Raw genomic sequence first — 24386 nt, forward strand, 5'->3', positions numbered from 1 at the left:
AAATTTACAATTTTTGAGTAAAAATCAATTAATTTAATAAAAATTCATGTTAAGGAAAGAAATTGAGAACACATTATAGCACTGAGCTTAGCATTAAAAACATTGATGAAGAAGTAGTTGTAGCTGGATTTGTAAATAGCTACCGCGACCATGGTGGAGTTGTATTTTTAGATTTAAGAGATAAAGAAGGTATTATTCAATTAGTATGTGACCCTGAAATAAACAAAAATGCTCACGAAATAGCAAGTAGCTTAAGAGATGAGTATGTAATAAGTGCTAAAGGTAAGATTAGAGCTAGAGGCGAAGGTTTAGTAAATCCAAGACTAAAAACCGGAGAAATTGAAATAGTATGTAGCGAAATTGAACTAATTAATAGTGCAAAAGCGCTACCTTTTGATATAAATGATTTAAATGTTAATGAAGAATTAAGACTAAAATATAGATTTTTAAGTCTTAGAAATCCTAAATTATTAGATAATTTTAAAAAGCGTTCAATCATTACAACAGCAGCTAGAAATGCTTTAACAAAATTAGGCTTTATGGAAGTTGAAACTCCAATTTTAACAAAAGCTACACCTGAAGGTGCAAGAGATTATTTAGTTCCATCTCGTGTACATGAAGGCGAATTTTATGCGTTACCACAAAGCCCACAATTATTCAAACAACTTTTAATGGTTGCTGGGTTTGATAAATACTTTCAAATTGCAAAATGCTTTAGAGATGAAGATTTAAGAGCTGATAGACAACCTGAATTTACTCAAATAGATGTTGAGATGAGTTTTTGCGACCAAGAAATGGTTATGCAAAATGCTGAAACTTTCTTAAGAGAAACATTTGCAAGTGTTGGCATTACAATGCCACAAAATGTAAAAAGAATGACCTATAATGAAGCAATGGAGCTTTATGGAAGTGATAAGCCTGATTTAAGATTTGATATGCCGATGATTGATGTTGCACACATTTTTGCAAAGTCAAATAACACTATTTTTAGCGAACCTGCAAAAGATGCTAAGAAAAATCGTGTAAAAGCAATTGTTGTTAAAAATGGAGATAATATTTTTTCAAAACGCCAAATGCAAGGATTTGAAGAATATGTTAGAAAATTTGGCGCTAAAGGTCTAGCATTTATTCAAATGAAAGAAGATGGACCAAAAGGACCATTAACTAAATTTTTTGATGATGAAGGTGCTGAACTTATAAATTTCTTAAAAGAAAAAGCTGATTTTAGTGTAGGAGATGTAGTATTCTTTGGCGTTGGTGCTAAAAAAACCGTTTTAGATTATATGGGAAGATTTAGATTATTCTTAGCGAATGAATTAAAGATTATTGATGAAAATAAATTTGAGTTTTTATGGGTTGTTGATTTTCCTATGTTTGAGCAAAATGATGATGGAAGCTATTCGGCAATGCACCATCCATTCACAATGCCAAAAAATATCGATGCACCAATTGATGAAATAAATTCTATTGCTTATGATATAGTATTAAACGGAGTTGAGCTTGGTGGTGGAAGTATAAGGATTCATAGAAGCGATATTCAACAAAAAGTATTTAAATTACTTGGAATTAGCGAAGATGAACAAAAAGAAAAATTTGGCTTTTTACTAGACGCATTAAGCTACGGAGCACCTAGTCATGGTGGATTTGCAATAGGGCTTGATAGATTATTAATGCTAGTTACAAAATCTAGCTCAATTAGAGATGTAATAGCATTCCCTAAAACTCAAAGAGCGCAATGTCTAATGACTGATGCACCAAGTAAAGTTGCTTATGCTCAGCTAAATGAATTACACATTGCACTAAAAGAAAGTAAAAAATAATTTTTACCCCTAAAAAAGGGGTTTTTATCCTATGTTAATTAGATATTTTAAACAATATAAACTTCGTAAAAATGTTAAAAACTTTTTAAATCTTTCTTGGTGTGATGCAAGTTGCAATGGTGTTTATTATGGCTGGGGAAGAAAGGAAAGTGGCAAAATAGCCAAGAATTTAGCTAAAAAAAATAATGCTAAATTTTGCTTACTTGAAGATGGGCTTATTCGCTCTTTAGGACTTGGCATTAATGATAAAAATAGCTTTTCACTAGTATTTGATGATATTGGGATTTATTATGATGCAACCACTCCAAGTAGATTAGAAAATATTTTGAATACTTACGAGTTTAACGAAGATGAATTACAAAAAGCAAGAAAAGCTATCAAATATCTAGTAGATAATAATATAAGCAAATATAACAATGCTTACAAAGAATTTAAATTAGGGAATAAAGATAATGTTTTAGTGATTTTACAGAGTGCAAATGATCTATCACTTAAATATGGTTTAGCTAATAATATTAATTCACTTGATATGATTAAAGACGCAATTAAGGAAAACCCTAGTTCTAAAATTTATGTAAAAATTCATCCAGATACACTAAATAGCAAAAAACAAAGTGATATAAACATAAATGAAATTCCACAAGAGTGTGAGATTATAAGCGATAGTTATAATCCAATAATTTTACTTAAAAACTTTAAAAAGGTTTATACAAAAACTTCAACAATGGGGTTTGAAGCTTTACTTTGCGGGTGTGAATGTGTGTGCTATGGAATGCCTTTTTATGCAGGATGGGGAATTACAAAAGATAAACAAAAATGTGAGCGTAGAATAAAAATAAGAAATATTGAAGAAATATTTTATGCTATGTATTTTTTATATACGAAATATTATAATCCCTACTCTGAAGATATTTCAGATATTTTTGATACTATGAAAACCATAGTGCAATTTAGAGAAATTTATAAGGCAAATTCAGGGAGATTATTTTTCTTTGGGTTTTCCTTATGGAAAAGAGCTCATACAAAGCATTTTTTTAAATCATTTGATAATAAAATAATTTTCATGAACTCTTTAAGTACTTTAAAGCGGTATAAGGTTACAGAAAACGATAAAGCATTTATATGGGGTAAAAAATATGATAAAGATGAACTCGAAAAGTATTTTAAGAATGTTAGCATAGTAGAAGATGGTTTTATACGCTCAATTGGACTTGGCTCAAACCTTACTAAAGCATACTCATTAGTAGTTGATGATATGGGAATTTATTTTGACCCTCAACTTCCAAGTAGATTAGAATATATCCTAAAAAATACTGATTTTAATGATGAATTAATACAAGAAGCAAAAGAGATTAGAAAGTTAATCTTAGATAATTCTTTTTCTAAATACAATTGTTTAAAGCATAAAGAACTACAAAAAAGAGAACAAAAAACAATACTTATTCCAGCACAAGTAGAAGATGATGCATCTATCAAATGTGGTGGCTTGGGATATGATACTTTAAGATTAATCAAACAAGTAAAAATTGAAAATCCAAATGCCTATATAATCTACAAGGTTCATCCCGATGTAGTAGCTGGTAATCGCAAGGGGCTTAATGATGAGAAAATTATCTTAAAATATTGCGATGAAATCATAACTGATATTAGCATAGATAGCTGCATAAAAGCTTGTGATGAAGTGCATACTATCACATCAACAGCAGGATATGATGCATTAATTCGTGATAAAGTAGTGGTAACTTACGGAGCTCCATTTTATGCTGGATGGGGGCTTACAATTGATAAAAATATAAGCCCAGAAATCCTATCTCGCCGTAGTAGAAACCTAAGCATCAACGAACTAATAGCTGGAGTTATTATTTTATATCCTAGATATTTAAATTTAAAATTAAAATTAATTTGCAAATCTATTTTAGCCATTCATAAACTTATCCAACATAAAAATTAGATCAATAAATATTATTTTAATAATAATTTTAATAACTAATATAAATAACAAAAAGCTTTTTTATAGTCCTCAGGAATACCTATATCAACAAAATAACCTTCTCCAACAATAGTTTCTATTTGCAATTTTTTAATATTTTCTTCTAAAAAATTTTCAAAAGAAAATTTTATATTTAAATTAAAATCTTCAAATATATACTTGTCAATTAAATATATCCCACTATTTATATAGCCACTTTTGGTATATTTTTTTTCATGAAAACTCTTAACCACCCCTAAATCATCCACGCAAATACAACCATATCTATCAAAATCGTACATTTTCTTCAAAGCAATTTGTATTTTGCTGTTTTTAATACTCATATTAGAAATATTAAAATCAAAAAATGTATCACCATTCAAAACATACACATTACTTCTTTCGATATTTTCTAAAGCTCGTTTTACTGCTCCACCAGTTCCTAATGGTTCATTTTCTTCGCTATATATAATTTTAATACCAGAAAAAGAATCTTTAAAATAATTTTTAATAATATCTTTTTTATATGAGACTGCCAAAACAACTTTATTAATGCCATATTTTTTTAAATACAGTAAAATATATTCTAAAAATGGCTTACCATTAATAGGCGCCATTGGTTTAGGCACATCAGAAACTACACTTTGTAATCTTGTGCCAAATCCACCCGCTAAAATTATAGCCTCCACTAAAACCCTTTACCAAACATCTCTTCTTCTACAATAGCACAAATAATATGTCCTATTAAAATATGAGATTCTTGAATCCTGGGAGTGCAATTAGATGGAACTTTAATTATAATATCACACAAATTATTCATTAAACCTCCATTACTTCCGGTCAACCCTATCGTTTTTATATCTTTTTCTTTACATACCTCTAGAGCTTTCAAAATGTTTTTACTGTTACCGCTAGTTGAAATAGCTATAAAAATATCGCCAGCAACACCATTAGCTTGTATTTGTCTTGAAAATAAATTTTCATACCCATAATCATTTCCTATAGCTGTTAAAATGCTAGTATCTGTAGTTAATGCAATAGAAGGAATTCCAGGTCTATCAAAATAAAATCTACTAACAAATTCTCCTGCAATATGTTGAGCATCAGCTGCACTACCTCCATTGCCTGCTAGTAAAGTTTTTTTATTATTTTTATAAGCATTTAATACTTCTAATGCAGCTTTTTTAATTTCTTCAATTACGCAAGCACTGCTTAATATTTCTTGCTTAACTTTTATTGAATCAAAAATATGTTCTTTTATATAATTATTTATATTTTCCACGATCTAGTTCCTTCTTCTACAAAATGAAAATCAGCAATATATCCTTGCTCTTTATTTAAGATTTTTATTAAATCATATTTCTTAATGGGGTCTATCATAAAAAACATAAACCCACCAGCACCTGCTCCACTAGTCTTTCCGCTATATGCTCCGTTTTGCATTGCAATGTTATAAATTCTTTCTATTTCATCGTTGGATACAATGCCTGCTACAGTTTTTTTAGATTGCCATGATTTACCAAGTATATTTGCTATATTATCAAATTCACCTTTCAATAAAGCTTCCTTCATACCTATAGCATCTTGCTTTATACTATGCATCGCTTGCAAAGATTTTTCATCACCTAATTTACCTTTCTTATGTTCTTCTAAATCTTTTGCTTCCCTTGTTATATTTGTAAAATACAAAACTATTCTAGATTCAAGTTCGCTTACAATCCAACGTTTAATCCTTAAAGGGTTAACAATTACTTTTTTATTATCATGAAATTCCATAAAATTAAAACCACCGAATGTAGCAGCATACTGATCTTGTGCACCACCTACTATACCAGCTTCTTCCCTTTCTATCTCATACGCTAATTTTGCTATATCATATTCACCCAAAGGCAAATTTAACCATTCTACAAATGCTTTTAATATACAAACAACTAAAGTTGAACTTCCACCCAAGCCACTTCCACTAGGTACATCAGAGTATGTATATAAACTAAAACTTAAAGGTTGTTTAATATAATCTCTAACAATACGATTATAAATTAATTTGTATAATCTCAAATCTCCATTATTTTCTAATAGACTACTAGAATTACATAATTCTTTTGTGTTAAAATCTGATGATTCAAAATAAATTTTATTATCATCTCTTTCAATAATAGTGCAATGAACATATAAAGATATAGTGGCATTTAATACATAGCCTATATATTTATTACAATACAAATCTATATCTGTTCCGCCACCTGCTAAACCTAATCTTAAAGGCGCTATACTTCTAATTATTTTCATATATCACCTATCTAGTGGAATTCTACCACTTTTAATTTCATCTCTCCAATGATTAAGTAAATCTTCAAACATTTTCCTAGCCGGAATCTCTGGTTTCCAATCTATAAAACTTTTTATTTTAGTATTATCAAACATCTGATAATCAGCGTCAATTGGCCTTAGTCTTTCACTATCTGTCTTTACTACTATGTCTTTTCTATAGCTAAAACTTAATAAAATATCAATAACTTCAGGTAATTTAAATGCTTCTTCTCCTGCTATATTAAATGTTTCTCCACATGGAACTTTATTATTTAAACTAGCTTGACTTAATAGATAATAAGCCCTTATTGCATCTCTACAATCTTGATATGTTCTAGTGCTAGATAAATTACCTACTTTAATAACTGGCTCTTGTAAGCCAGCTTCTATTAACGCTATTTGCTTAGCTACAGTACTTTCAAAAAATACATCACTTCTTCTTGGACCACTATGTGTTCCCATACGAGTTATAAATGTTCTGATACCATAAGCCTCTCCATAAAACTGACCTAAATAGTCCGTACCAATCTTACTAATGCTATAAGGACTTGCTCCATGAAATTTGGTTTCTTCGTTTAATCTAACGCCAACTTTTGCTCTACCATAAACCTCACTAGATGAACATACATGAACCACTGGATTATACCCATCTTTTTGCTTTAATAAACGAATATTTTCTAATAAATTAGCTGTACCTATAATATTGGTCTGTAAAGTCTCTATAGGTATATCAAAAGAAGTTTTTGGATAAGATTGTGCAGCTAAATGAAATATAAAATCAGGTCTTTTATTTTCAAAAAGCTTTTGCATACTTGAAAAATCTGTTAAATCTGCATAAAATATCTCGACTCTATCTTTATTATTTATCCTTTTTGTTAGACGATAAATATTATCCATAGGCTCTTGCCATCTCATCATACCTATTATATAATAATCAGTGTTTTCTAATAAAAAATCAGCCAATTGTGAGCCAACTTGGCCTGTAAATCCTGTAATCAAAACTTTTTTCATTTTTTAATATTCCTTTCTTTCAAATACCAAATGTATAATTCTTTTAAACCTTGTTCTAAACATATCTTATGTTTCCAACCCAATCTATGGATTTTATTGCAATCCGAGAGTCTTTCAAAAACTCCATCTGGTTTACTAGTGTCAAACTCAATATCTCCATTGTATCCAATTGTATTGGCTATAATTTTTGATAAATCACCAATAGAATAATTAATACCTATACCAATATTTGTATGTGTATTATCTACATCTTTTTTATTTATATAATCAACAAAATACATACAAACATCTGCCAAATCTCTTACATGTAAAAATTCTCTTCTTGGTTTTCCTGTCCCAAATAATACAACTTTATTTTCATATACTCCGATTGAATTTAAATATTTTATAGATTCTTCAATAGAGTTGTTATTTAATTCTCTTAAAATTTCATTTATATTATTTTCCATTAACAACTTAGATAAATATATTTTTCTAAATATACCAGCTAAAACATTTGACTTCTCTAAATCAAAATTATCATTCTCTCCATATAAACAAACAGGAGATATTGATATAAAGTTGGTATCATATTGTTCATTGTAAAACTGACACAATTTAATACCTATAATCTTAGATAACGAGTAAGGCTCTTGTGTATAATTCAATTTTCCACTTAAAAGTTCAAATTCATTAGTTGGAATTTGCACATTATTCGGATATACACTAGTACTTGCTATAAAAATTAACTTATTAACATTATATCTGTATGCACAGTCCATTATGTTAATATAAATTAATAAATTATCTTGTAAAAAATCCACTCTATATTTTAAATGTTCATTCATTCCACCAAACCTAGATGCTGCTAATATAACAATATCTATATGATTATTTTTAAAAAAGAAATCAACTTCTTGTTTATTTCTAAAATCTAATCTATTGCTATCACTACATATTAAATTGTATTTATCTCTATACTCAACACTTTTTAGTAAAGCAACTAAAGCCTTACCTAACATACCATTATGACCTGCTATAAAAATATTAATCACATATTACCCTTCACAAGGAATTACTTGTATTAATTCCAATAAAAAATTTTGCTCACTATTTTTTATTATAAAATCATTTTTGTTAATAGTTTTAAATTCTATTCTAATATTTATCATCTTTGTAGGCACTATATCTACAAAGAGCACTTTATCTATACTATTGCAAATATTGTTATTTACAATTAATTGATCGTTTATAAAAATCTGTAAATTATACAGATATTTTATTTTATTTGGTGTTAATCTCATTCTTAATAAAAACTTATCCAGCACTAATGGCAATATAAAACCTATATTTGAACATTCACTTAAACATGACTCTAATTTACTATTACTTAATTTTTTAAAATTACTTAATTTAAATACAGAACCTTCAAATTTTGTGTATTCTTTTTTAAATTCAATAAAATCAAGAGATTTATCAATTATAAAAATATTCTTCTTTTTTTCTTGCAATATACCTTGCATTATACTACAATAAATATCTTCATTATTATTTGATATAAACCTTAATCTTGCAATATTTTCTTTTTCACTAAATGCAAATCTATTAACAAAATATTTATCTAATGAGTTAAAAAGTTCAGATTTTTCTCTAAAAACATTTGGTAAAATGCTATATTTTTCATCAAGATTTAAAAATAACTCATAATCTTGATTGCTTAAATATAAATTTGGGTCATCTGAAAAACCATGATAAAATAAAACTGGTTTACTTAAATAATAAAAATCAAAGCACATGCTAGAAAAATCTGTAATTAGTAAACTAGCTTCTTCTTTAGATTTTTTAATATCTTCTTCATATACCAAATTAACAAAACTAGGGATCTTAATTTTAATACCCAATTCTATCAATTCATGGTGTATTGCAAAATCAAACATTAAACCTTTTTTACTCAAATTTTCTAACTCTTTAGATGAAAGAAATGATTCTATAACATCAAAATAATATCTTGTTAAATATTTATTTTTTATCAATAAATATTCCCTGTATGTGAAATATATGAGTACTTTATTTATCTTATTATTACTTATTCCAGCCCACCTAGGCAAACCTGAAATAATAATATTATCCTTATTATAGCAATACAACTTATTAAATATATTTAATTCAGCATTACCTGCTAAAATAACTTTATCATATATACTTGAAGACATATGAAACCTATAGCCCTCTTTAAAATAATTTATGCCATGTTGAGATTGTATATAAGTAATATTTTTTTTTGAAAGAACAGAATATAAACTGCTAATAAATAAAAAATTAGCAGAATCTACCCAAATTTTAGTTTTTAAAAGATGATATGAAAAAATCAAAAAAGAGATTCCACTATTATATGAAATAATTCTAAAGCCAAATTCTTTTTTAATCAAGTGATATTGAACATGTTTTTTGTCTAACATGTAATATGCATTATACTTATTTTTCACACAGTACTTAAACAAACTATAGTTATCAATTAATTCTACATTATTATTAAAATACATATCAGTAAATATAATTTTATTTCTTTTAAATATATTTACATCACTTAAATAGTGTAATATTTTTTTAAAAATTTTATTCATTATAACTCCAAAAATAATTTTTGTAAAACTTCAAAACTGTATAAGTCTTTATTTATATTATTTAACTTGCAATTTTTATCCAATATGCTTTTTAATACTTTTGCTAATTCTAAAGAATTGATACAAATTTTATCTTCTACTACATGTATATAATCTTCAAAATTTTTATCTATAAAAGACTCATTTACAATAACTTCTTTTTTTAAAGACAATAATTGAGTAATAGGACCAGAACTTTCTCCATATGCAAATTTTCTTAATTGAATACCATAGTCTACAGAATTTAGTAGTTCAAAAAACTCTTCATCATTAGGATTGTCATATATATACACTATATTTTTATCGACATTTAAGTTTTTTAAAAATTCATTTGCCTTATACCCAGCAATTAATAAAACAATATCCAAATTATATACATTTTTTAAAATTGTAATCGCTTCTATTATTTCACAAGTAAATTTTCTATGACTTGGCACTCCAAAAGTTCCAAATACTATACTAGCCTTAATATTTTTTTTATTATTAACTTTTAAATCTGGGAGTGGTAAAAACATTTTAACTAATTTAATATCATTTCCTAATTCTTGACGAGCTATTGCTTCTGCCACATCATTATTAACAATATAATTGTCAATACCTGTGATATATCTTATACATCTTAGGCCAAATATTTTAAAATATTTATTAAACCTACCAAATTCTTCCCAGTTATTAATTCTAACCAAATCATCAGAATACTCAGGATAACAAATAAGTAAATGATTTTTCATTAAATTAAAATTTAAATTATAATAATGAATTAATAAACTAGTTAAATTACACTCATGTAGTAGTAAATAGCTATATTTTTTATTTATAATTTTAACCGCAGATCTTAAATAAGGAACATTATGGTATGAATTACCAATAATAAAAATATTAATCCTAAAGCTATTAAAATATAAATAACTTGTTAAAGAATAAACATTACTAATAGAGCTATTTAATAATAAATTAAAATTTTTAAGATCTGAAAATACAACAAACTCATCTATATTTACAAAAGTATTGTAATTAGCAATGGCTATACCTGTATCCTCCGGTGGTAAAACTCCAAAAATCGAAATACCCCCCCCCCATAAATATATTTTTATTGATATCAATAGATTGTTTTACACAATTCAAATCTTTACTATTATTCCTATCAAATTTTATTTGCTGTTTATTGATTGCTTTTAAATCACTGATATTTGTTAACAATTCTTCCTTGATTCTTTTAAGTAAAAAGTTTATATCAAAATTTATAGGTTTTTGTATTTTATTGTTTAAAAAATAGTCAAATCTATATTCATAAATAAATTTAATCAATGGGATTCCAAATAAACTAATTTTCATTGTTTTATTAAAACATTTTTTGCTAAATATAGGAATTCCTAATAAAATTACCACAGTATCATTATTTTCATAAATTACCTTACAAATTGTAATCCCTAATACATTAATCTTAAATGAGTTCATATTTAATTCCTTACTTATTATTTAAAATATTTTGTAATGTTTTTTAATAGATTTATTAATTTCTTATTAGTTTTAGACAAAATAATTTTATTACTTTCAAAACAAAAACTTTTACGGTTTTTAAAATACATATCTACATATATTTTTTTATCTGTTTTGCTTGCACTATATATATAATTTAAAATATTGGAAAAATGTTCAACTTCCGATAACGCTTTATAAGTTGAAATTGGAAAATTTAATATATTATTAAATGCTTTATCTATGTGTTCAAACCAAATGTTTACATTATATGGATCTAAATAAATTGCACTTTCTTGAGTAGCTTCTCTAAGGGCTTCTGAATTAGAACAAATAGTTGGTACTCCTAAAGCCACACCCTCATCTGCTCCCATACCCCAACCTTCATCTAATGAAGGAAATAAATTAGACCTTGCATTCTGCATTAATTTAATCATCTCCTTATCGCCAATATTGCTTAAAAATATAATTTTATTTTTATATGATGATTTATCATATATATCATATAACCAATCTATTTGCCAACCTTTCCCACCTATAATATAAAGAATTGGAGCATTATCACCATATTTTTCAACAAGTTGTTTCCAAACCAAAAATAATAGAAAGTGATTTTTTCTTGGTTCTACAGTGCTAACATAATAAAAGTATGGTTGTGAAATTTTATTATGAGAATTTAAATTATTGTATATTGTATATGGTAATAATATTTTTGTTGATTTTATATTTGTAAAAGATATATTATTTTTACTAGCTAATTCTAAACAATGATTTGCTACCATATTAGAATTTGTCAAAATCAAATCACTAACATAAAATTTAATTTTCATATATGCTTCACATTTTTGTCTAGCTTCTTTCACTCCTGCAAATTCAGACCATCTATACCAGGTAATATCATGAACGTATGTTACTATTTTGACATTTAGATTTAATGATAATTTCACAATATCATCCTTAAAATTTAAAATATTAGCTCCACCTTCCATATCTACAAAAGTATACATGTTATTTTCATTTATTATATCCAATAGTTTTATTACAGAATTTACTTCATTGTTTTCATCTTGGTTTAATATATTAATGTTATCTATCCCTAACCAAGTTAAGGCACATTTTTTAATCAAGTCATATGCTACTTTATTAGGTATTGTTACTAATCTACCACCTGTACTTCTTACAAAAATAATTTTTTCACTAATCTTTAAGAAATTTAAAGCATAAATTATAATACATCTATCTATACCACTTGGAGTAAGTCTGTTTCCTCTATTGTATAGTCTTGTTAAATTAAATATATAAATCATTCATAACCTTTTATAATTATTTGTTTAAAAAACAGAGCAAGAAATCTTTTATCTTTATTAATACCCAAATCTAAAGGTCTTAAAGGTGTATTTATTTTCAATATCAACTTTAATTTACCTTCATTTTTAATTAATGTATTTTTTGTAATCTTAAAATCTAATTGGTATTTTATTTTACTTTTATTTCTAATTATTCTCTTTGAATAATACACATCATTTATAAATATACTAACTTTCATTTTTCTAATTGAGTGTAAATTAAATTTGAGATCATAGTCTAAATATCTATCAAAATTAAAGTAAAATGCTACTTGATCGGAACAACTCCATCTACCACTAACTTCTTTAGTTGATAACCCTACAACTCTAAATTCATTAGTAACACCTGTAAATGGTAAAGTTAATTTACTAGGTGTTGCTACAGCCAAAAATGGATCAGGATCATTAAGTTTTAATAATATTTTATAAAAATTATCACAAATATTTGTCTTATTAATAAAAATACTTTTATTAATTATTTTAAATTTTTCTTCTAGTTCATAATTGTTGTTATGATATTCAAATACTTTTTCTATAGCCTCATCGATACTAGTTGTAATATTGTACAATCTATTTTTTATGCTATTAAAATGTTTTTTCTCGTTAATACTTTCTATATCTAAACATAATAAATTTGCATCGGGATCATAGAATACTACTGGTTTATCATAAATCATAAAATCAAAGGCCATTGAAGAATAATCTGTAATTAATAATGATGCCTGTTGCTTAATTAGAGATATCTCCTCTTGTTTTATAAAATCACAATTGATAACATTAAAAGTTTCTTTTAAAACATGGTGAAAAGCAATTTTAACATTAACACCATTTTGCTTTAATTTTTCATATATTTCCATAATACTTAGAAAATATCTAGATTTCAGAGGGTTAGAAAAATTTTTAACATAGCCTCTATGAGAAAAAAATATAAATACTAATCTTTCTTTATTAGGATTAATATTTTCCCATCTAAATAATCCATTAAAAATCATTCTTTCCTTAGGGTAATTAAAATGACTAAATAACAATTCTTCTCCGAACATTGAAAAACAAATTGAATTAAAATGTTCATCTCCAACTACAAGCGAATTTTTAATATAATGTGTTTTAAAAAAATTTATCCCATGTTGTGTATAGATAAAATTAATTTTACTATCACATAATATATTGCTAATACCATAAGAACTTAAAACTTGATAAGAATCTAATATATATTTTGTTTTTAATAATAAAAAATAAAATTTAAAACTTAAAAATCTATTTGTTCTAACTATAATTAAATTTTTATTATATTTATTAAAATCAATAAATTTATTATTTTTCCTGACCATATAATATGCATTTTGATTTTTATTTAATAGATATAAAAAAAACACAAAATTATCAACCAACTCCATGTTTTCATCTTTTAATTTATCTAAAATTATAAAATAATCTCTTTTAAATAATTTGGAATTAGTTAAATGTCTTAAAAATATTCTATTTAAAATATATATTCTTCCTATTAATATAGCTTTAATTTTTTTAAAACTCATTTGTCTTATATACCCTTCTAATTGGAGGAAATTTTTTCTCAATATACTCCCTCCCCTTATTTGTAATCTTTAATATTTTAGTTTTTTCGTTATATTCAATGAATGTATTATTATAAAGGTAAGAGGGCTTATTTATTCTATTAGAAACTACATTATTTACATTTTGAGTATCTTTAATATCTCCAAACAACTCTTCTATATTATCAGCGTTTACTTCTTTTTTAGTATACAAATACATTAATATTAATTCATCAAAAAAAGCATTTCTATTAATTTTACTATAAGACATTATACTATCCTTAAGCCATTGATTCAAAATTAAAAATTCTGATTCTAGTTAAAATTATTTAATATTGAGGAAATACACATGAAACACATATTTAGAGAATACGATATTAGGGGGATTTTTGGGACTGAGATTAGTCCTAATTTTACTAAGGCTTTAGGTTTTGTAATAGGTAAAATTATGCTTAGTAAAAATGCAAAAAGCGTAAGCGTAGGCTATGATGCAAGACTTAGTAATAAAGTCTTAAATAATGCTTTAATTTACGGGCTAAATCGTGCAGGAATTAAGACTTATTCACTTGGACTTGTTCCTACTCCACTTGGATATTTTAGCAATTACGCTTATGAAATTGATGCAAATATTATGATAACAGCATCACATAACCCTAAAGAATACAATGGCTTTAAAATCACCATAAATAAAGAAAGTTTTTTTGCAAAAGAGCTTAGTGATATTTATACTGAAGTTGCAAATCACATAAAAGATTTTGATGATAAGATTGAAAATGCCGAATATGAAGAATTAGATATTAAAACAAAATATATTGAGTTTTTGCAAAAAGAATTCGCTCATCTTAAAAACGCCAATATAAATCTAGCAATTGATACAGCTAGTGGTGCAGCTTGTGAAGTTGTAGCAAATATTTTAGATATTTTAAATATTAAATACGCTCACTATTTTAGTGAATTTGATGGTGAGTTTAAATCTCACGAGCCAGACCCAACAGAAGAAGAAAATCTATTTGCTATTAAAAATGAGCTTAATTTTAGTAATTTTTCTCATCATTGCCCTAATCCACTTTATAAAAATAACTATGTTAAAAACACTGCAACACTTGGCTTTGGTTTTGATGGAGATGCTGATAGAATTGTATGTGTTTTAAAAGATAAAATCATTAAAGGTGATGAGCTTTGCTATCTATTTGCAAATAATATTAAAAACCCTAAAATCCTTTGTGAAGTTAAATGCTCAAAAGTGATTTTTGATAAAATCAACGAGCTAGGAACTTGCTCAATGTGTAAAACAGGTCATTCAAATATCAAAAAAGCTATAAAAGAATTAAATGTAGATTTAGCAGCAGAACTTAGCGGACATGTATTTTTTAATGACAAATATTATGGATACGATGATGCGATTTATTCTATGCTAAGAATTATTGAGCTATATTTAAAAAATCCTAATTTTATTGATATTTTAAATAACTTACCTAAAGCATATTCAAGTAATGAAATAAAAATAAAAGTAAATGAAAATGATAAATTTAATATAATAAATACTTATAAAGAAAAAATAAAATCTCTTAATCTAAATGCTAAGCTAATTGAAATTGATGGAGTGAGATTAGAATTTGAAAATGGATTTTCACTACTTCGCGCAAGTAATACTAGCCCTTATTTAGTAGCTAGATTTGAAAGTATCAGCGAAGATAAGTTAAAAGAAATCAATGATTTTACCTTTAAACTTTTAGATGAAATAATTAAAAATTAATTAGTTAATAAGTTTAGGTTAATATAACTAAAAAATTTTAAAATACCCCCCCCCACGCTCAATATTACTAAATTGTGGGGGTAGTATTCTAAGTGAAAGAAAGTATGAATATAAATAGTTTAATAAGTAAATTTAATAATGAAAATATTTTATTTTTACAAGGACCTTTAGGGCCTTTTTTTAAGCGTTTTAGCAAATACCTTAATAAAAACAATAAAATATATAAAATTAATTTTACTGCGGGTGATTTTATATTTTATCCATCAAAATATAATTACAAAGGAAGTTTAAACAATCTTAAATCATACTTAGATAATTTTTATAAACTCAATAAAATCACTTGCATTATATTATTCGGCGATACTAGGCCAATTCATGAAATAGCAATTAATTTAGCTAAAAAACTAAATATAAAAATATATGTATTTGAAGAAGGATATTTAAGGCCAAATTATATTACTTGCGAAATGACTGGCGTTAATGCAAACTCACTTATGAGTAAAAATAAAAATGATTATAAAAAACTAAATACTTATAAAGAAAACTCAAAACTATTTAAGTCAAGTTTTAAAATAATGGCTTTTTATGCCTTAATGTATTATACATTTAGCATTATATTTCAAGTATTTTATAATAACAAAAACTATCATAGACCACTAAATATAATGGAGCTTTTTAGATGGTTTAGACATTTTTATAGAAAAGCTAAATATTCAATTTTAGAAAAAAATGTAGATAATTTAGCTAAAAAATATTCCAAAAAATACTTTTTAGCAGTTCTTCAAGTGCATAACGATAGTCAAATAAAAAAGCATTTTAAAGACAAAGGTATGAAAAAATTCATAGTAAAAACCATAAAATCATTTGCTAAAAATAGAGCGAATAATAATGTTTTGATATTTAAACACCACCCATTAGATATTGCATATACTGATTATTCAAATATTATAAATGAACTTACCAAAAGACTTGGTATAAGTGATAAGGTGTTTTATATTCATCGTGGAAATATCCCAAATCTTTTAAAAAATGCTAAAGGCTGTATTTGTATAAATAGCACGGTGGGAATGCAAGCACTTTATCATAATTGCCCTACTATAGTATTGGGTAATGCAATTTATAATATAGATGGTTTAGTCTATAAAAATGACCTTGATAGCTTTTGGCAAAATGCTCATAATTTCGTAAGCGATTATGATTTATACTTGAAATTCCAAGGGTATTTATTAAAAAACAATCAATATAATGCAAATTTTTACTTAAATTTCAAAGAATTTGAAATAGGAAATTAAATGTGGCATATAATAAACGCGCTTATTTTAAGAGAGCTTAAAACTAGATTTGGTAAAAACCCAACTTTAGGTTATGTATGGGTTATACTTGAACCTATGATGCATGTTTTGTTTATGCTAGTAATTTTTACTTTAATTAGAAATAGATTATTACCACAAGTTCCTTTTAGCTTATTTTTAATAACAGGTATGGTTCCGTTTTTTATGTTTAGAAATATTGTTAATTTTATAATGAATGGAATTGAAGCTAATAAAAGTTTATTTACTTATAAACCCGTTCGCCCTATTCATGTATTTTTAGCTAGAGCCTTACTAGAAGGTATTTTATATTTTATTATTTTTTGTATTTTAATGATTACAACGGGATTTTTTATAAACTATAATATTATCCCATTTAATATTGTTTATAGTCTTTTAATGTTTATTTGGCTAGTTATTATTGCATTTGCTTTAGGGCTTTTACTAGCTGTTGTTTTTTATGGTAGAGATGTTATAAAAAATATTATAGGTTATGCACTTACTATGATGTATTTTGGTTCTGCTATTATGTTTCCTTTATGGATAGTCCCAAACCAAATGATAGATATTCTAGCTTATAACCCAATCTTGCATATAATTGAACTTTTTAAAGAAAATTATTTTGAAACCTACCCTATAGTAACTCAAATTAATATTGAATACCCTTTAATTTGCACTTTAGTTTTATTATTTTTTAGTCTTGGCTTATATTATAAAAAAAGAGTGGAGCTTGGCACTGCATGATTAGACTTGAAAATATCACAAAATACTTTGTATTAAACAATAAAAAAAAGCATTATATTTTTAAGGATTTAAATTTTACTTTTCCTGATAATTGCTCAATCGGTCTAATGGGAAAAAATGGTGCAGGAAAATCTACAATGCTAAGAATTTTAGGTGGACTTGATATTCCTAATCGTGGTAAAGTAATAATTGATAAGAGTATTTCTTGGCCTGTTGGATTTGCAGGTGGATTTCAAGGAAGCTTGAGTGCTAGAGATAATATCAAATTCATAGCTAGAATCTACGGATATAGTGGAGAAGCTTTAAAAGAAAAAATAGAATATGTAAAAGAATTTGCTGAACTTGGAGATTATTTTGATGAGCCTATTAGAAGCTATTCATCAGGTATGAGAAGTAGAATTTCATTTGGTCTTAGTATGGCTTTTGATTTTGATTATTATCTAATAGATGAAGCAGGAGCAGTTGGCGATCCATCTTTTAGAGAAAAAAGTAGAAAAGTATATGAGGAAAAATTATCAAAATCAAAGGTAATTATGGTTTCACACGATATTAACGAAATAAAAACTTGGTGTGATAAAATAGTTTTTTTAGACAATGGAATAGCCGCAATCTATGATGATATAGATGAAGGAATTAATAAATATAAAGAAAGTTGCTAATGAAAAAAAAGATTATAAAATTTATAACAAGCTTTAAAATTATCATAGTTTTAAGCTTAATTTCACTGATTTATTTTGCTTTTATAGCAAGTTCAAGATATGAAAGCACAGCAATAATTGGAGTAAAATCTACAAGCACTACTACAGATACATCTAGCCTAATACCAATAATAGGACTTACAAGTTCATCTAAAGAAGATTTAATGTATCTTAAAGAATATATAAACTCATACGATATGCTAGCAATTTTGCAAAAAGATATAAATATCAAGGCTATGTATGAAGGAAAAATTGATTATGAATTATTTTTGAAAAATCTTGATGTAAAAGAAGATTTTTTAAAATATTATCAAAGTAGAATAAAGGTAGTTTATGATGATATTACCGGACTTTTAAGTATTAAAATTAACGCATTTTCTCCAGAAGATTCTAAAAAAATAGCCGATACGATACTTAAGGAAAGTGAAAATTTCATAAACGAAATATCACATAAAATCGCAAGAGAGCAAATGAGTTTTGCAAAAGAAGAATTAGAAAAAGCTAGTTTAGAGCTAAGTAAAGCCCAAGATGAAATAAATAAATTTCAAAATACAAATTCTATGCTAGACCCTGTAAGTCAAGCAAAAACCCAATCAGCTATAAAAACACAAATAGAAGAAAAAATAATAGCAAAAGAAGTAGAACTTGCCACATTAAATAGTTACTTAAACTCAAATACTCCGCAAGTAAAAGCATTAAAATCAGAATTAGACGCACTAAAATCTCAATTAAAAAAAGAAGCTAATAAATTAACTTCAAAAGATAAAAATGACAAATTAAATTATTTAGCAATTGATTTTAGCAATCTTAGTTTTAAATTAAAATTCGCTGAAGATGCTTATAAATTAGCTCTAGCATCTTATGAAAAATCAAGACTAGAAGCTAATAAAAAGTTAAAACAAGTTATTATAATTTCTTCGCCGGTTTTATCAGAAATTGCAATATATCCAAATGTAATTTATGATGTATTCTCAGTATTTTTTATATTAACATTAGTTTTTGGAATTATTAAATTTACATATTCAATAATAGAGGAGCATAGATATTAATGAAAAAAATATTTTATATATTAGTATTTTCAATATTAGCATTTGCAGTTGATGTAGCAAATATAGCAGTAAATAATACTCAAGAAGAAATATCACAACAAGTGAATAATAAAACATTTGGAGCACACCTATTCTCAGGTAATTTTAAGCAATTTAGCAAACATATTTATAATCCAGATTATAAAATCGCAATAGGAGATATAATAAATATTAAGCTTTGGGGTGCAGTAGAATTACAACAAAAATCAAGCGTTGATTCTCAAGGAAATATATTTATTCCACAAGTTGGAGTTATTCATTTGTTAGGAGTTAGCAATAAAGATTTAGTAAATATTATTCAAAATAAAGTAAGAAATACTTATAAATCAAATGTATATTCATACGCAGATATGGATACTTACCAAAATATTTCAGTATTTGTTACGGGAAATGTAAATAAACCAGGGCTTTATGAAGGGCTTAGCTCGGATTCTTTAATTCAATACATTGATAAAGCAGGTGGAATAAATCTTGAATATGGAAGCTTTAGAAATATTCAAATTCTAAGAAATAATCAACTAATCAAACAAATAGACTTGTATGATTTTTTATTAAATGGCAAATTAGATTATTCTATGTTTAAAAATGGTGATGTAATTTTAGTAAAACAAATCAATGGCTATGCAAGTGCTAGTGGTGATGTATTAAAGCCTTATAGATTTGAATTAGGAGAGAATTTAAAAACATTAAATGATTTAGCTATTTTATCTAATGCAAAACCAACTGCAACAAATGCAATCATAAAAAGTTATGATGAAAATAACAAACTCCGTATAAATGCTTATAAAAAAAGTGAATTTGAAAATGTATATATTAATAATGCCGATGAAGTGGAATTTAGACCAGATTACACAGCAGATAAAATAAACATAAAAATTGAAGGCGAACACAATAGCTTACATTCATTAGTTTTAGATAAAGGAACTACATTACAAGAAGCTCTTAGTTTATTAAATATGAATGATTTATCTAATAAACAAGCAGTGCAAGTGTATAGAAAAAGCGTAGCAGCTCTTCAAAAAAAATTAATTGAAGCCCAACTAAAAGAGTTAGAAACCTTAGCGCTAACCACAACTTCAGCTACTTCAGAAGAAGCAAAAATTAGAGATAATTGGGGAACTAATATTTTAAAGTTTATTGAAAGAGCTAGAGCAATTGAGCCTAAAGGGCAAATCGTAATTGATGATGAAAAATTATATTCTTCAATTGTTCTTGAAAATGATGATATTATTAATATACCTAGCAAAAATAATTTAGTTGTAATTCAAGGAGAAGTTGCTCTTCCTGGTGCATTTATTCATCAAGATAGATTAAAAATAAAAGATTATATTAAAATGGCTGGGGATTTAAATACTAGAGCTGATAAAAAAAGAATTTTATTAATACACGCTAATGGAAAAGCAGATAAAATAAGCTTAGGAACTTTTAGCAGTGATAAAAATGCTAAAGTCTATGAAGGAGATTCAGTATTAGTATTACCTAAAATTGAAACTTACAACCTTCAAGTAACCGGTGTAATAACTCAGATTTTATACCAAATTGCAGTAGCAACTAAAGTAATTTTAGATATTTAATTTTATGAAAGGAAACACTATGAAAAAATTATTTTTAATTATAGGAGCACCTGGTAGCGGTAAAACTACTGATGCTAGCATAATTGCTAAAAACGAAAACTACACACACTATTCAACAGGCGATTTATTAAGAGCTGAAGTTGCAAGTGGAAGCGAATTAGGAAAACAAATAAATGAGCTTATCTCAAAAGGAAATCTAGTGCCTTTACAAATAGTTGTAAATACAATTATGAGCGCACTTAAAAAAGCTCCAAGTGATGTTATATTAATAGATGGTTACCCAAGAAGCGTTGAACAAATGCACGCACTTGATAGCGAATTAGCTAAATCAAACGAAGTAAATCTTAGTGCTGTTATTGAAGTATTTGTAAGCGAACAAGTAGCAAAAGATAGAGTTTTAGGTCGTGCTAGGGGTGCTGATGATAATGAAGAAGTATTTAATAATCGTATGAAAGTATATACCGAGCCTTTAGCTGATATTTTAAATTTTTATAAAGCAAAAAATCTACATATACAAATCAACGGCGAACGCACAATTGAAGAAATTGTTGCAAATATGAGTGAAGAAATTAAGAAAAAAATCTAATCAAGGAGAAAAAAAATGGATATTACAAAAATTAAAAGTGGAAATGCAGAGAAATTAAATGCAGTTATAGAAATTCCTTATGGCTCAAATATTAAATATGAGTTAGATAAAGATAGTGGAGCAATCATGGTTGATAGAGTTATGTATTCGGCTATGTTTTACCCAGCAAATTATGGTTTCGTGCCAAATACACTTGCAGCTGATGGTGATCCTGTTGATGTGCTTGTATTAAATGAGTACCCAGTTCAAGCAGGTGCTGTTATTCCTTGCCGTTTAATTGGTGTTTTAATTATGGAAGATGAAAGTGGTATGGATGAAAAATTACTTGCAGTTCCTGTTAGCAAGATTGATCCAAGCTATGATAATATCAAATCTTTAGAAGACCTAGCACCACACAAACTTGCAAAAATCAAAAACTTTTTTGAAACATACAAAGCATTAGAAAAAGGTAAATGGGTAAAAGTTCAAGATTTTAAAGGCATAGCTGAAGCTACAAAAATACTTGAAGAATCAATCAAAAACTATAAATAATGTTAGCAGTCTTTAAAGACTGCTTTTAAATTAATTTTATCAAACATTCTTATTTCTCTTATAAAAATTACAAATCATAATAATCTAATTTAAAATATACGAAATCTCATTAATAATGCATAAGCAAAAATATTATTATGCTTAATTTTGTAAGTGAATACTGATTTTGTTGCTAGTATTATTTACAAATGCGTATATTTTAAATCATTTAGTATCTTATTAATTTCTTTATAAAATTATTCATTTTAATTTTAATACTCATTAAAAATCATATAATTTAACTATATTTTAAGTTATAATTAAAGGTGTTTTTAGAATTTGATTTGTTTTAGAAATTAACTTAAAACTGCGTTGTATTAGAATTTCAAGGAATTTTATAAAGTATATTTTTTTAACTTTATTTTAACACTTACTAAAACCTTAAACCATATTCAAAATCACAAAAATACTCATTTATAGGATTTATATTATATATTTTGTAAAGTTTCATAAAAAATATATATGTGCTATAAGTGCATGGTTTTATATATTAATTTTCAAGCTTTAAAACTCTATTATACAAAGCTTTAAGTGATTTTTACAATCAAATATTTTAAAAATTTTGCTATGTATAACATATACCCACTACAAATATACTTATAACAACCAATAAAAATATAAAATAATTGAGCTTGAATACTTAAAAAATAATAATTAAATTAAAATTCTAATAATTTTGAAGATTATAAAAAGATAAAAGCTTGAGCTAGTTGTTACTAGCTCAAGTTATATATTAAGAGTGGTGGTTTATATTATTAAATTCATCTAAATGTGTTAAGTCTTTAGAAGCTGCATCAAATGCAACTGAACCTAGTTTTAGATTAATATAACCTTCTTGAACTTGTGCTGGTTGAGCTATAGTTTCATTAAAGATATCTTTTTGAGTATCTAAAATATCCCCAACATTTACCTTAGTTTCATCTTTAGCTTCAACTTTTTCTTCTTTAATAGTTGGAATACTAATTCCAGCATCATCTCCTAAAATTGCACTTGGGTTAAGGTTAATAAAGTTACCAGCGTTAATTTCAAAAGTATGACTAATTGCTGGTTCGCCAACTGGTTTGCACGCTACACAATCAAATACTTCATAATGATATGAGTTGCCTTTTTCACCTGTTAAGCCGATTTCAAATTTACCGCTATCCCAAATTGTAATATTTGTCCAGCTTTCAACCTTACCTGTAGCATCATTAACTAGATTTACTATTAATTCTGAACCTGGTTTTGCAGTTCCTGTAATAACTGGGCTTACGCTATCAGTTACATAACCATTAATTTTTTCAATAGCACTATTGCTATTTGCTTGATAGTAAATACCTTCATTGATTGTAATATGATTATTACTTACAACAACTTCACTTGGAACAACCACATCTACATTAGCATTGTTATCATTAGCTACTTCATCTTTAGCTGTATTTAGGTCTATTGTAAATGTAAATTCTTTAACAAGTCCTGTTTTTAAGCTTGATAAATATACTTTATATGTTCCAACTTCCCAACCACTACCATCTACTCTGTTTGTTAAATCAGGAGTATATGTAAATGTTCCATCTGGTGCAGCTTGGAATTCTTTCATAATTAATTCATCTTGTCCTGTTGCATTATTAGCTTTTACAAATCCTAATACTATTGTATCATTAGCAACTGATTTACCAACAAATGTTGGAGTAGTATCAAATGTTCTACCACCATTTGGAATTTCGGTTAAGTTGTTGAAATATCCACCTTCATCACCTTGTAATACTTTAAAGTTAAATACATTGTTATCTTGGCTATTGCTATCCACAACCACATCACTTGTAGTATTATCTACGCTAGGTGTATTTGTTTGAGTATCAGCAACAAGTTTTAAGCTAGCTTCACCTTTAATATCAGTTCCAATTACATTAAATGTAAACTTATAATCTCCAAAGTTATTGCAACCTAG

Annotated in this window: 22 protein-coding genes; 10 read left to right on the top strand and 12 right to left on the bottom strand. The window is 26.3% G+C overall.

Going from position 1 to position 24386, the window contains the following annotated elements; genetic code table 11:
* Positions 1-62: 62 nt before the first annotated feature.
* Positions 63-1820, top strand: coding sequence for an aspartate--tRNA ligase (gene aspS, locus AVBRAN9331_RS04805; RefSeq protein WP_336612519.1), 1758 nt, complete (start codon positions 63-65; stop codon positions 1818-1820).
* A 31-nt stretch (positions 1821-1851) separates the two neighbouring features.
* Positions 1852-3771 (top strand): capsular polysaccharide biosynthesis protein, encoded by a 1920-nt coding sequence (locus tag AVBRAN9331_RS04810; protein ID WP_336612520.1) that lies wholly within the window; start codon positions 1852-1854, stop codon positions 3769-3771.
* 35 nt (positions 3772-3806) lie between these two features.
* Here AVBRAN9331_RS04810 and hddC read toward each other — a convergent pair whose 3' ends face one another.
* The 11 genes from hddC to AVBRAN9331_RS04865 form a co-directional block, all read right to left on the bottom strand.
* Positions 3807-4478 (bottom strand): D-glycero-D-manno-heptose 1-phosphate guanosyltransferase, encoded by a 672-nt coding sequence (gene hddC / locus AVBRAN9331_RS04815; protein ID WP_336612521.1) that lies wholly within the window; start codon positions 4476-4478, stop codon positions 3807-3809.
* Positions 4478-5071, bottom strand: coding sequence for a D-sedoheptulose 7-phosphate isomerase (gene gmhA2 / locus AVBRAN9331_RS04820; protein WP_336612522.1), 594 nt, complete (start codon positions 5069-5071; stop codon positions 4478-4480). Before gmhA2 ends, hddC begins: the two co-directional genes overlap by 1 nt.
* Positions 5059-6078 (bottom strand): D-glycero-D-manno-heptose 7-phosphate kinase, encoded by a 1020-nt coding sequence (gene hddA / locus AVBRAN9331_RS04825; RefSeq protein ID WP_336612523.1) that lies wholly within the window; start codon positions 6076-6078, stop codon positions 5059-5061. The genes gmhA2 and hddA overlap by 13 nt, the downstream gene beginning before the upstream one ends.
* 3 nt (positions 6079-6081) lie before the next feature.
* Positions 6082-7110 (bottom strand): GDP-mannose 4,6-dehydratase, encoded by a 1029-nt coding sequence (locus tag AVBRAN9331_RS04830; protein ID WP_336612524.1) that lies wholly within the window; start codon positions 7108-7110, stop codon positions 6082-6084.
* Entirely contained in the window at positions 7107-8144 is a 1038-nt protein-coding gene (locus tag AVBRAN9331_RS04835; RefSeq protein ID WP_336612525.1) for an NAD-dependent epimerase/dehydratase family protein, read from the bottom strand. Before AVBRAN9331_RS04835 ends, AVBRAN9331_RS04830 begins: the two co-directional genes overlap by 4 nt.
* A gap of 3 nt (positions 8145-8147) precedes the next feature.
* Entirely contained in the window at positions 8148-9713 is a 1566-nt protein-coding gene (locus tag AVBRAN9331_RS04840; RefSeq protein ID WP_336612526.1) for a CDP-glycerol glycerophosphotransferase family protein, read from the bottom strand.
* Positions 9713-10483 (bottom strand): hypothetical protein, encoded by a 771-nt coding sequence (locus AVBRAN9331_RS04845; protein ID WP_336612527.1) that lies wholly within the window; start codon positions 10481-10483, stop codon positions 9713-9715. Before AVBRAN9331_RS04845 ends, AVBRAN9331_RS04840 begins: the two co-directional genes overlap by 1 nt.
* Before the next feature lie 283 nt (positions 10484-10766).
* Positions 10767-11210 (bottom strand): hypothetical protein, encoded by a 444-nt coding sequence (locus AVBRAN9331_RS04850; RefSeq protein ID WP_336612528.1) that lies wholly within the window; start codon positions 11208-11210, stop codon positions 10767-10769.
* 17 nt (positions 11211-11227) lie between these two features.
* Complete coding sequence (locus AVBRAN9331_RS04855) at positions 11228-12538, bottom strand: glycosyltransferase (RefSeq protein WP_336612529.1); 1311 nt, start codon at positions 12536-12538, stop codon at positions 11228-11230.
* The gene (locus AVBRAN9331_RS04860) at positions 12535-14112 is read right to left on the bottom strand and encodes a CDP-glycerol glycerophosphotransferase family protein (RefSeq protein WP_336612530.1); all 1578 of its coding nucleotides are present in this window, start codon (positions 14110-14112) and stop codon (positions 12535-12537) included. The genes AVBRAN9331_RS04855 and AVBRAN9331_RS04860 overlap by 4 nt, the downstream gene beginning before the upstream one ends.
* A complete protein-coding gene (locus AVBRAN9331_RS04865) occupies positions 14102-14401 on the bottom strand; it encodes a hypothetical protein (RefSeq protein WP_336612531.1) in 300 nt (99 codons plus the stop codon). Before AVBRAN9331_RS04865 ends, AVBRAN9331_RS04860 begins: the two co-directional genes overlap by 11 nt.
* 78 nt (positions 14402-14479) lie before the next feature.
* Here AVBRAN9331_RS04865 and AVBRAN9331_RS04870 point away from each other — a divergent pair, with 78 nt between their 5' ends.
* From AVBRAN9331_RS04870 to ppa, 8 genes are all read left to right on the top strand, one after another.
* Positions 14480-15886: a phosphomannomutase/phosphoglucomutase gene (locus tag AVBRAN9331_RS04870; RefSeq protein ID WP_336612532.1), complete on the top strand. Its 1407-nt coding sequence runs from the start codon at positions 14480-14482 to the stop codon at positions 15884-15886.
* Between the two features lie 92 nt (positions 15887-15978).
* The gene (locus AVBRAN9331_RS04875) at positions 15979-17178 is read left to right on the top strand and encodes a capsular biosynthesis protein (protein WP_336612533.1); all 1200 of its coding nucleotides are present in this window, start codon (positions 15979-15981) and stop codon (positions 17176-17178) included.
* Positions 17179-17940 carry a capsule polysaccharide transporter KpsM gene (gene kpsM / locus AVBRAN9331_RS04880; RefSeq protein ID WP_214150518.1) on the top strand — a complete coding sequence of 254 codons (762 nt, stop codon included), beginning with the start codon at positions 17179-17181 and terminating at the stop codon, positions 17938-17940.
* The gene (locus AVBRAN9331_RS04885) at positions 17937-18599 is read left to right on the top strand and encodes an ABC transporter ATP-binding protein (protein WP_214150517.1); all 663 of its coding nucleotides are present in this window, start codon (positions 17937-17939) and stop codon (positions 18597-18599) included. Before kpsM ends, AVBRAN9331_RS04885 begins: the two co-directional genes overlap by 4 nt.
* The gene (locus AVBRAN9331_RS04890; protein WP_214118964.1) at positions 18599-19687 is read left to right on the top strand and encodes a capsule biosynthesis protein; all 1089 of its coding nucleotides are present in this window, start codon (positions 18599-18601) and stop codon (positions 19685-19687) included. Before AVBRAN9331_RS04885 ends, AVBRAN9331_RS04890 begins: the two co-directional genes overlap by 1 nt.
* A complete protein-coding gene (locus AVBRAN9331_RS04895; protein WP_214150515.1) occupies positions 19687-21300 on the top strand; it encodes a polysaccharide biosynthesis/export family protein in 1614 nt (537 codons plus the stop codon). The genes AVBRAN9331_RS04890 and AVBRAN9331_RS04895 overlap by 1 nt, the downstream gene beginning before the upstream one ends.
* Before the next feature lie 19 nt (positions 21301-21319).
* The gene (locus AVBRAN9331_RS04900; protein WP_214120548.1) at positions 21320-21886 is read left to right on the top strand and encodes an adenylate kinase; all 567 of its coding nucleotides are present in this window, start codon (positions 21320-21322) and stop codon (positions 21884-21886) included.
* A 15-nt stretch (positions 21887-21901) separates the two neighbouring features.
* Positions 21902-22417, top strand: a complete 516-nt coding sequence (ppa, locus tag AVBRAN9331_RS04905) for an inorganic diphosphatase (RefSeq protein WP_214118956.1) — start codon at positions 21902-21904, stop codon at positions 22415-22417.
* A gap of 772 nt (positions 22418-23189) precedes the next feature.
* Here ppa and AVBRAN9331_RS04910 read toward each other — a convergent pair.
* Positions 23190-24386 (bottom strand): hypothetical protein (locus tag AVBRAN9331_RS04910; RefSeq protein ID WP_336612534.1); only part of this gene is annotated, 1197 nt, incomplete at its 5' end.

This window comes from Campylobacter sp. RM9331, assembly GCF_020137685.1.
Classification (GTDB): domain Bacteria; phylum Campylobacterota; class Campylobacteria; order Campylobacterales; family Campylobacteraceae; genus Campylobacter_E.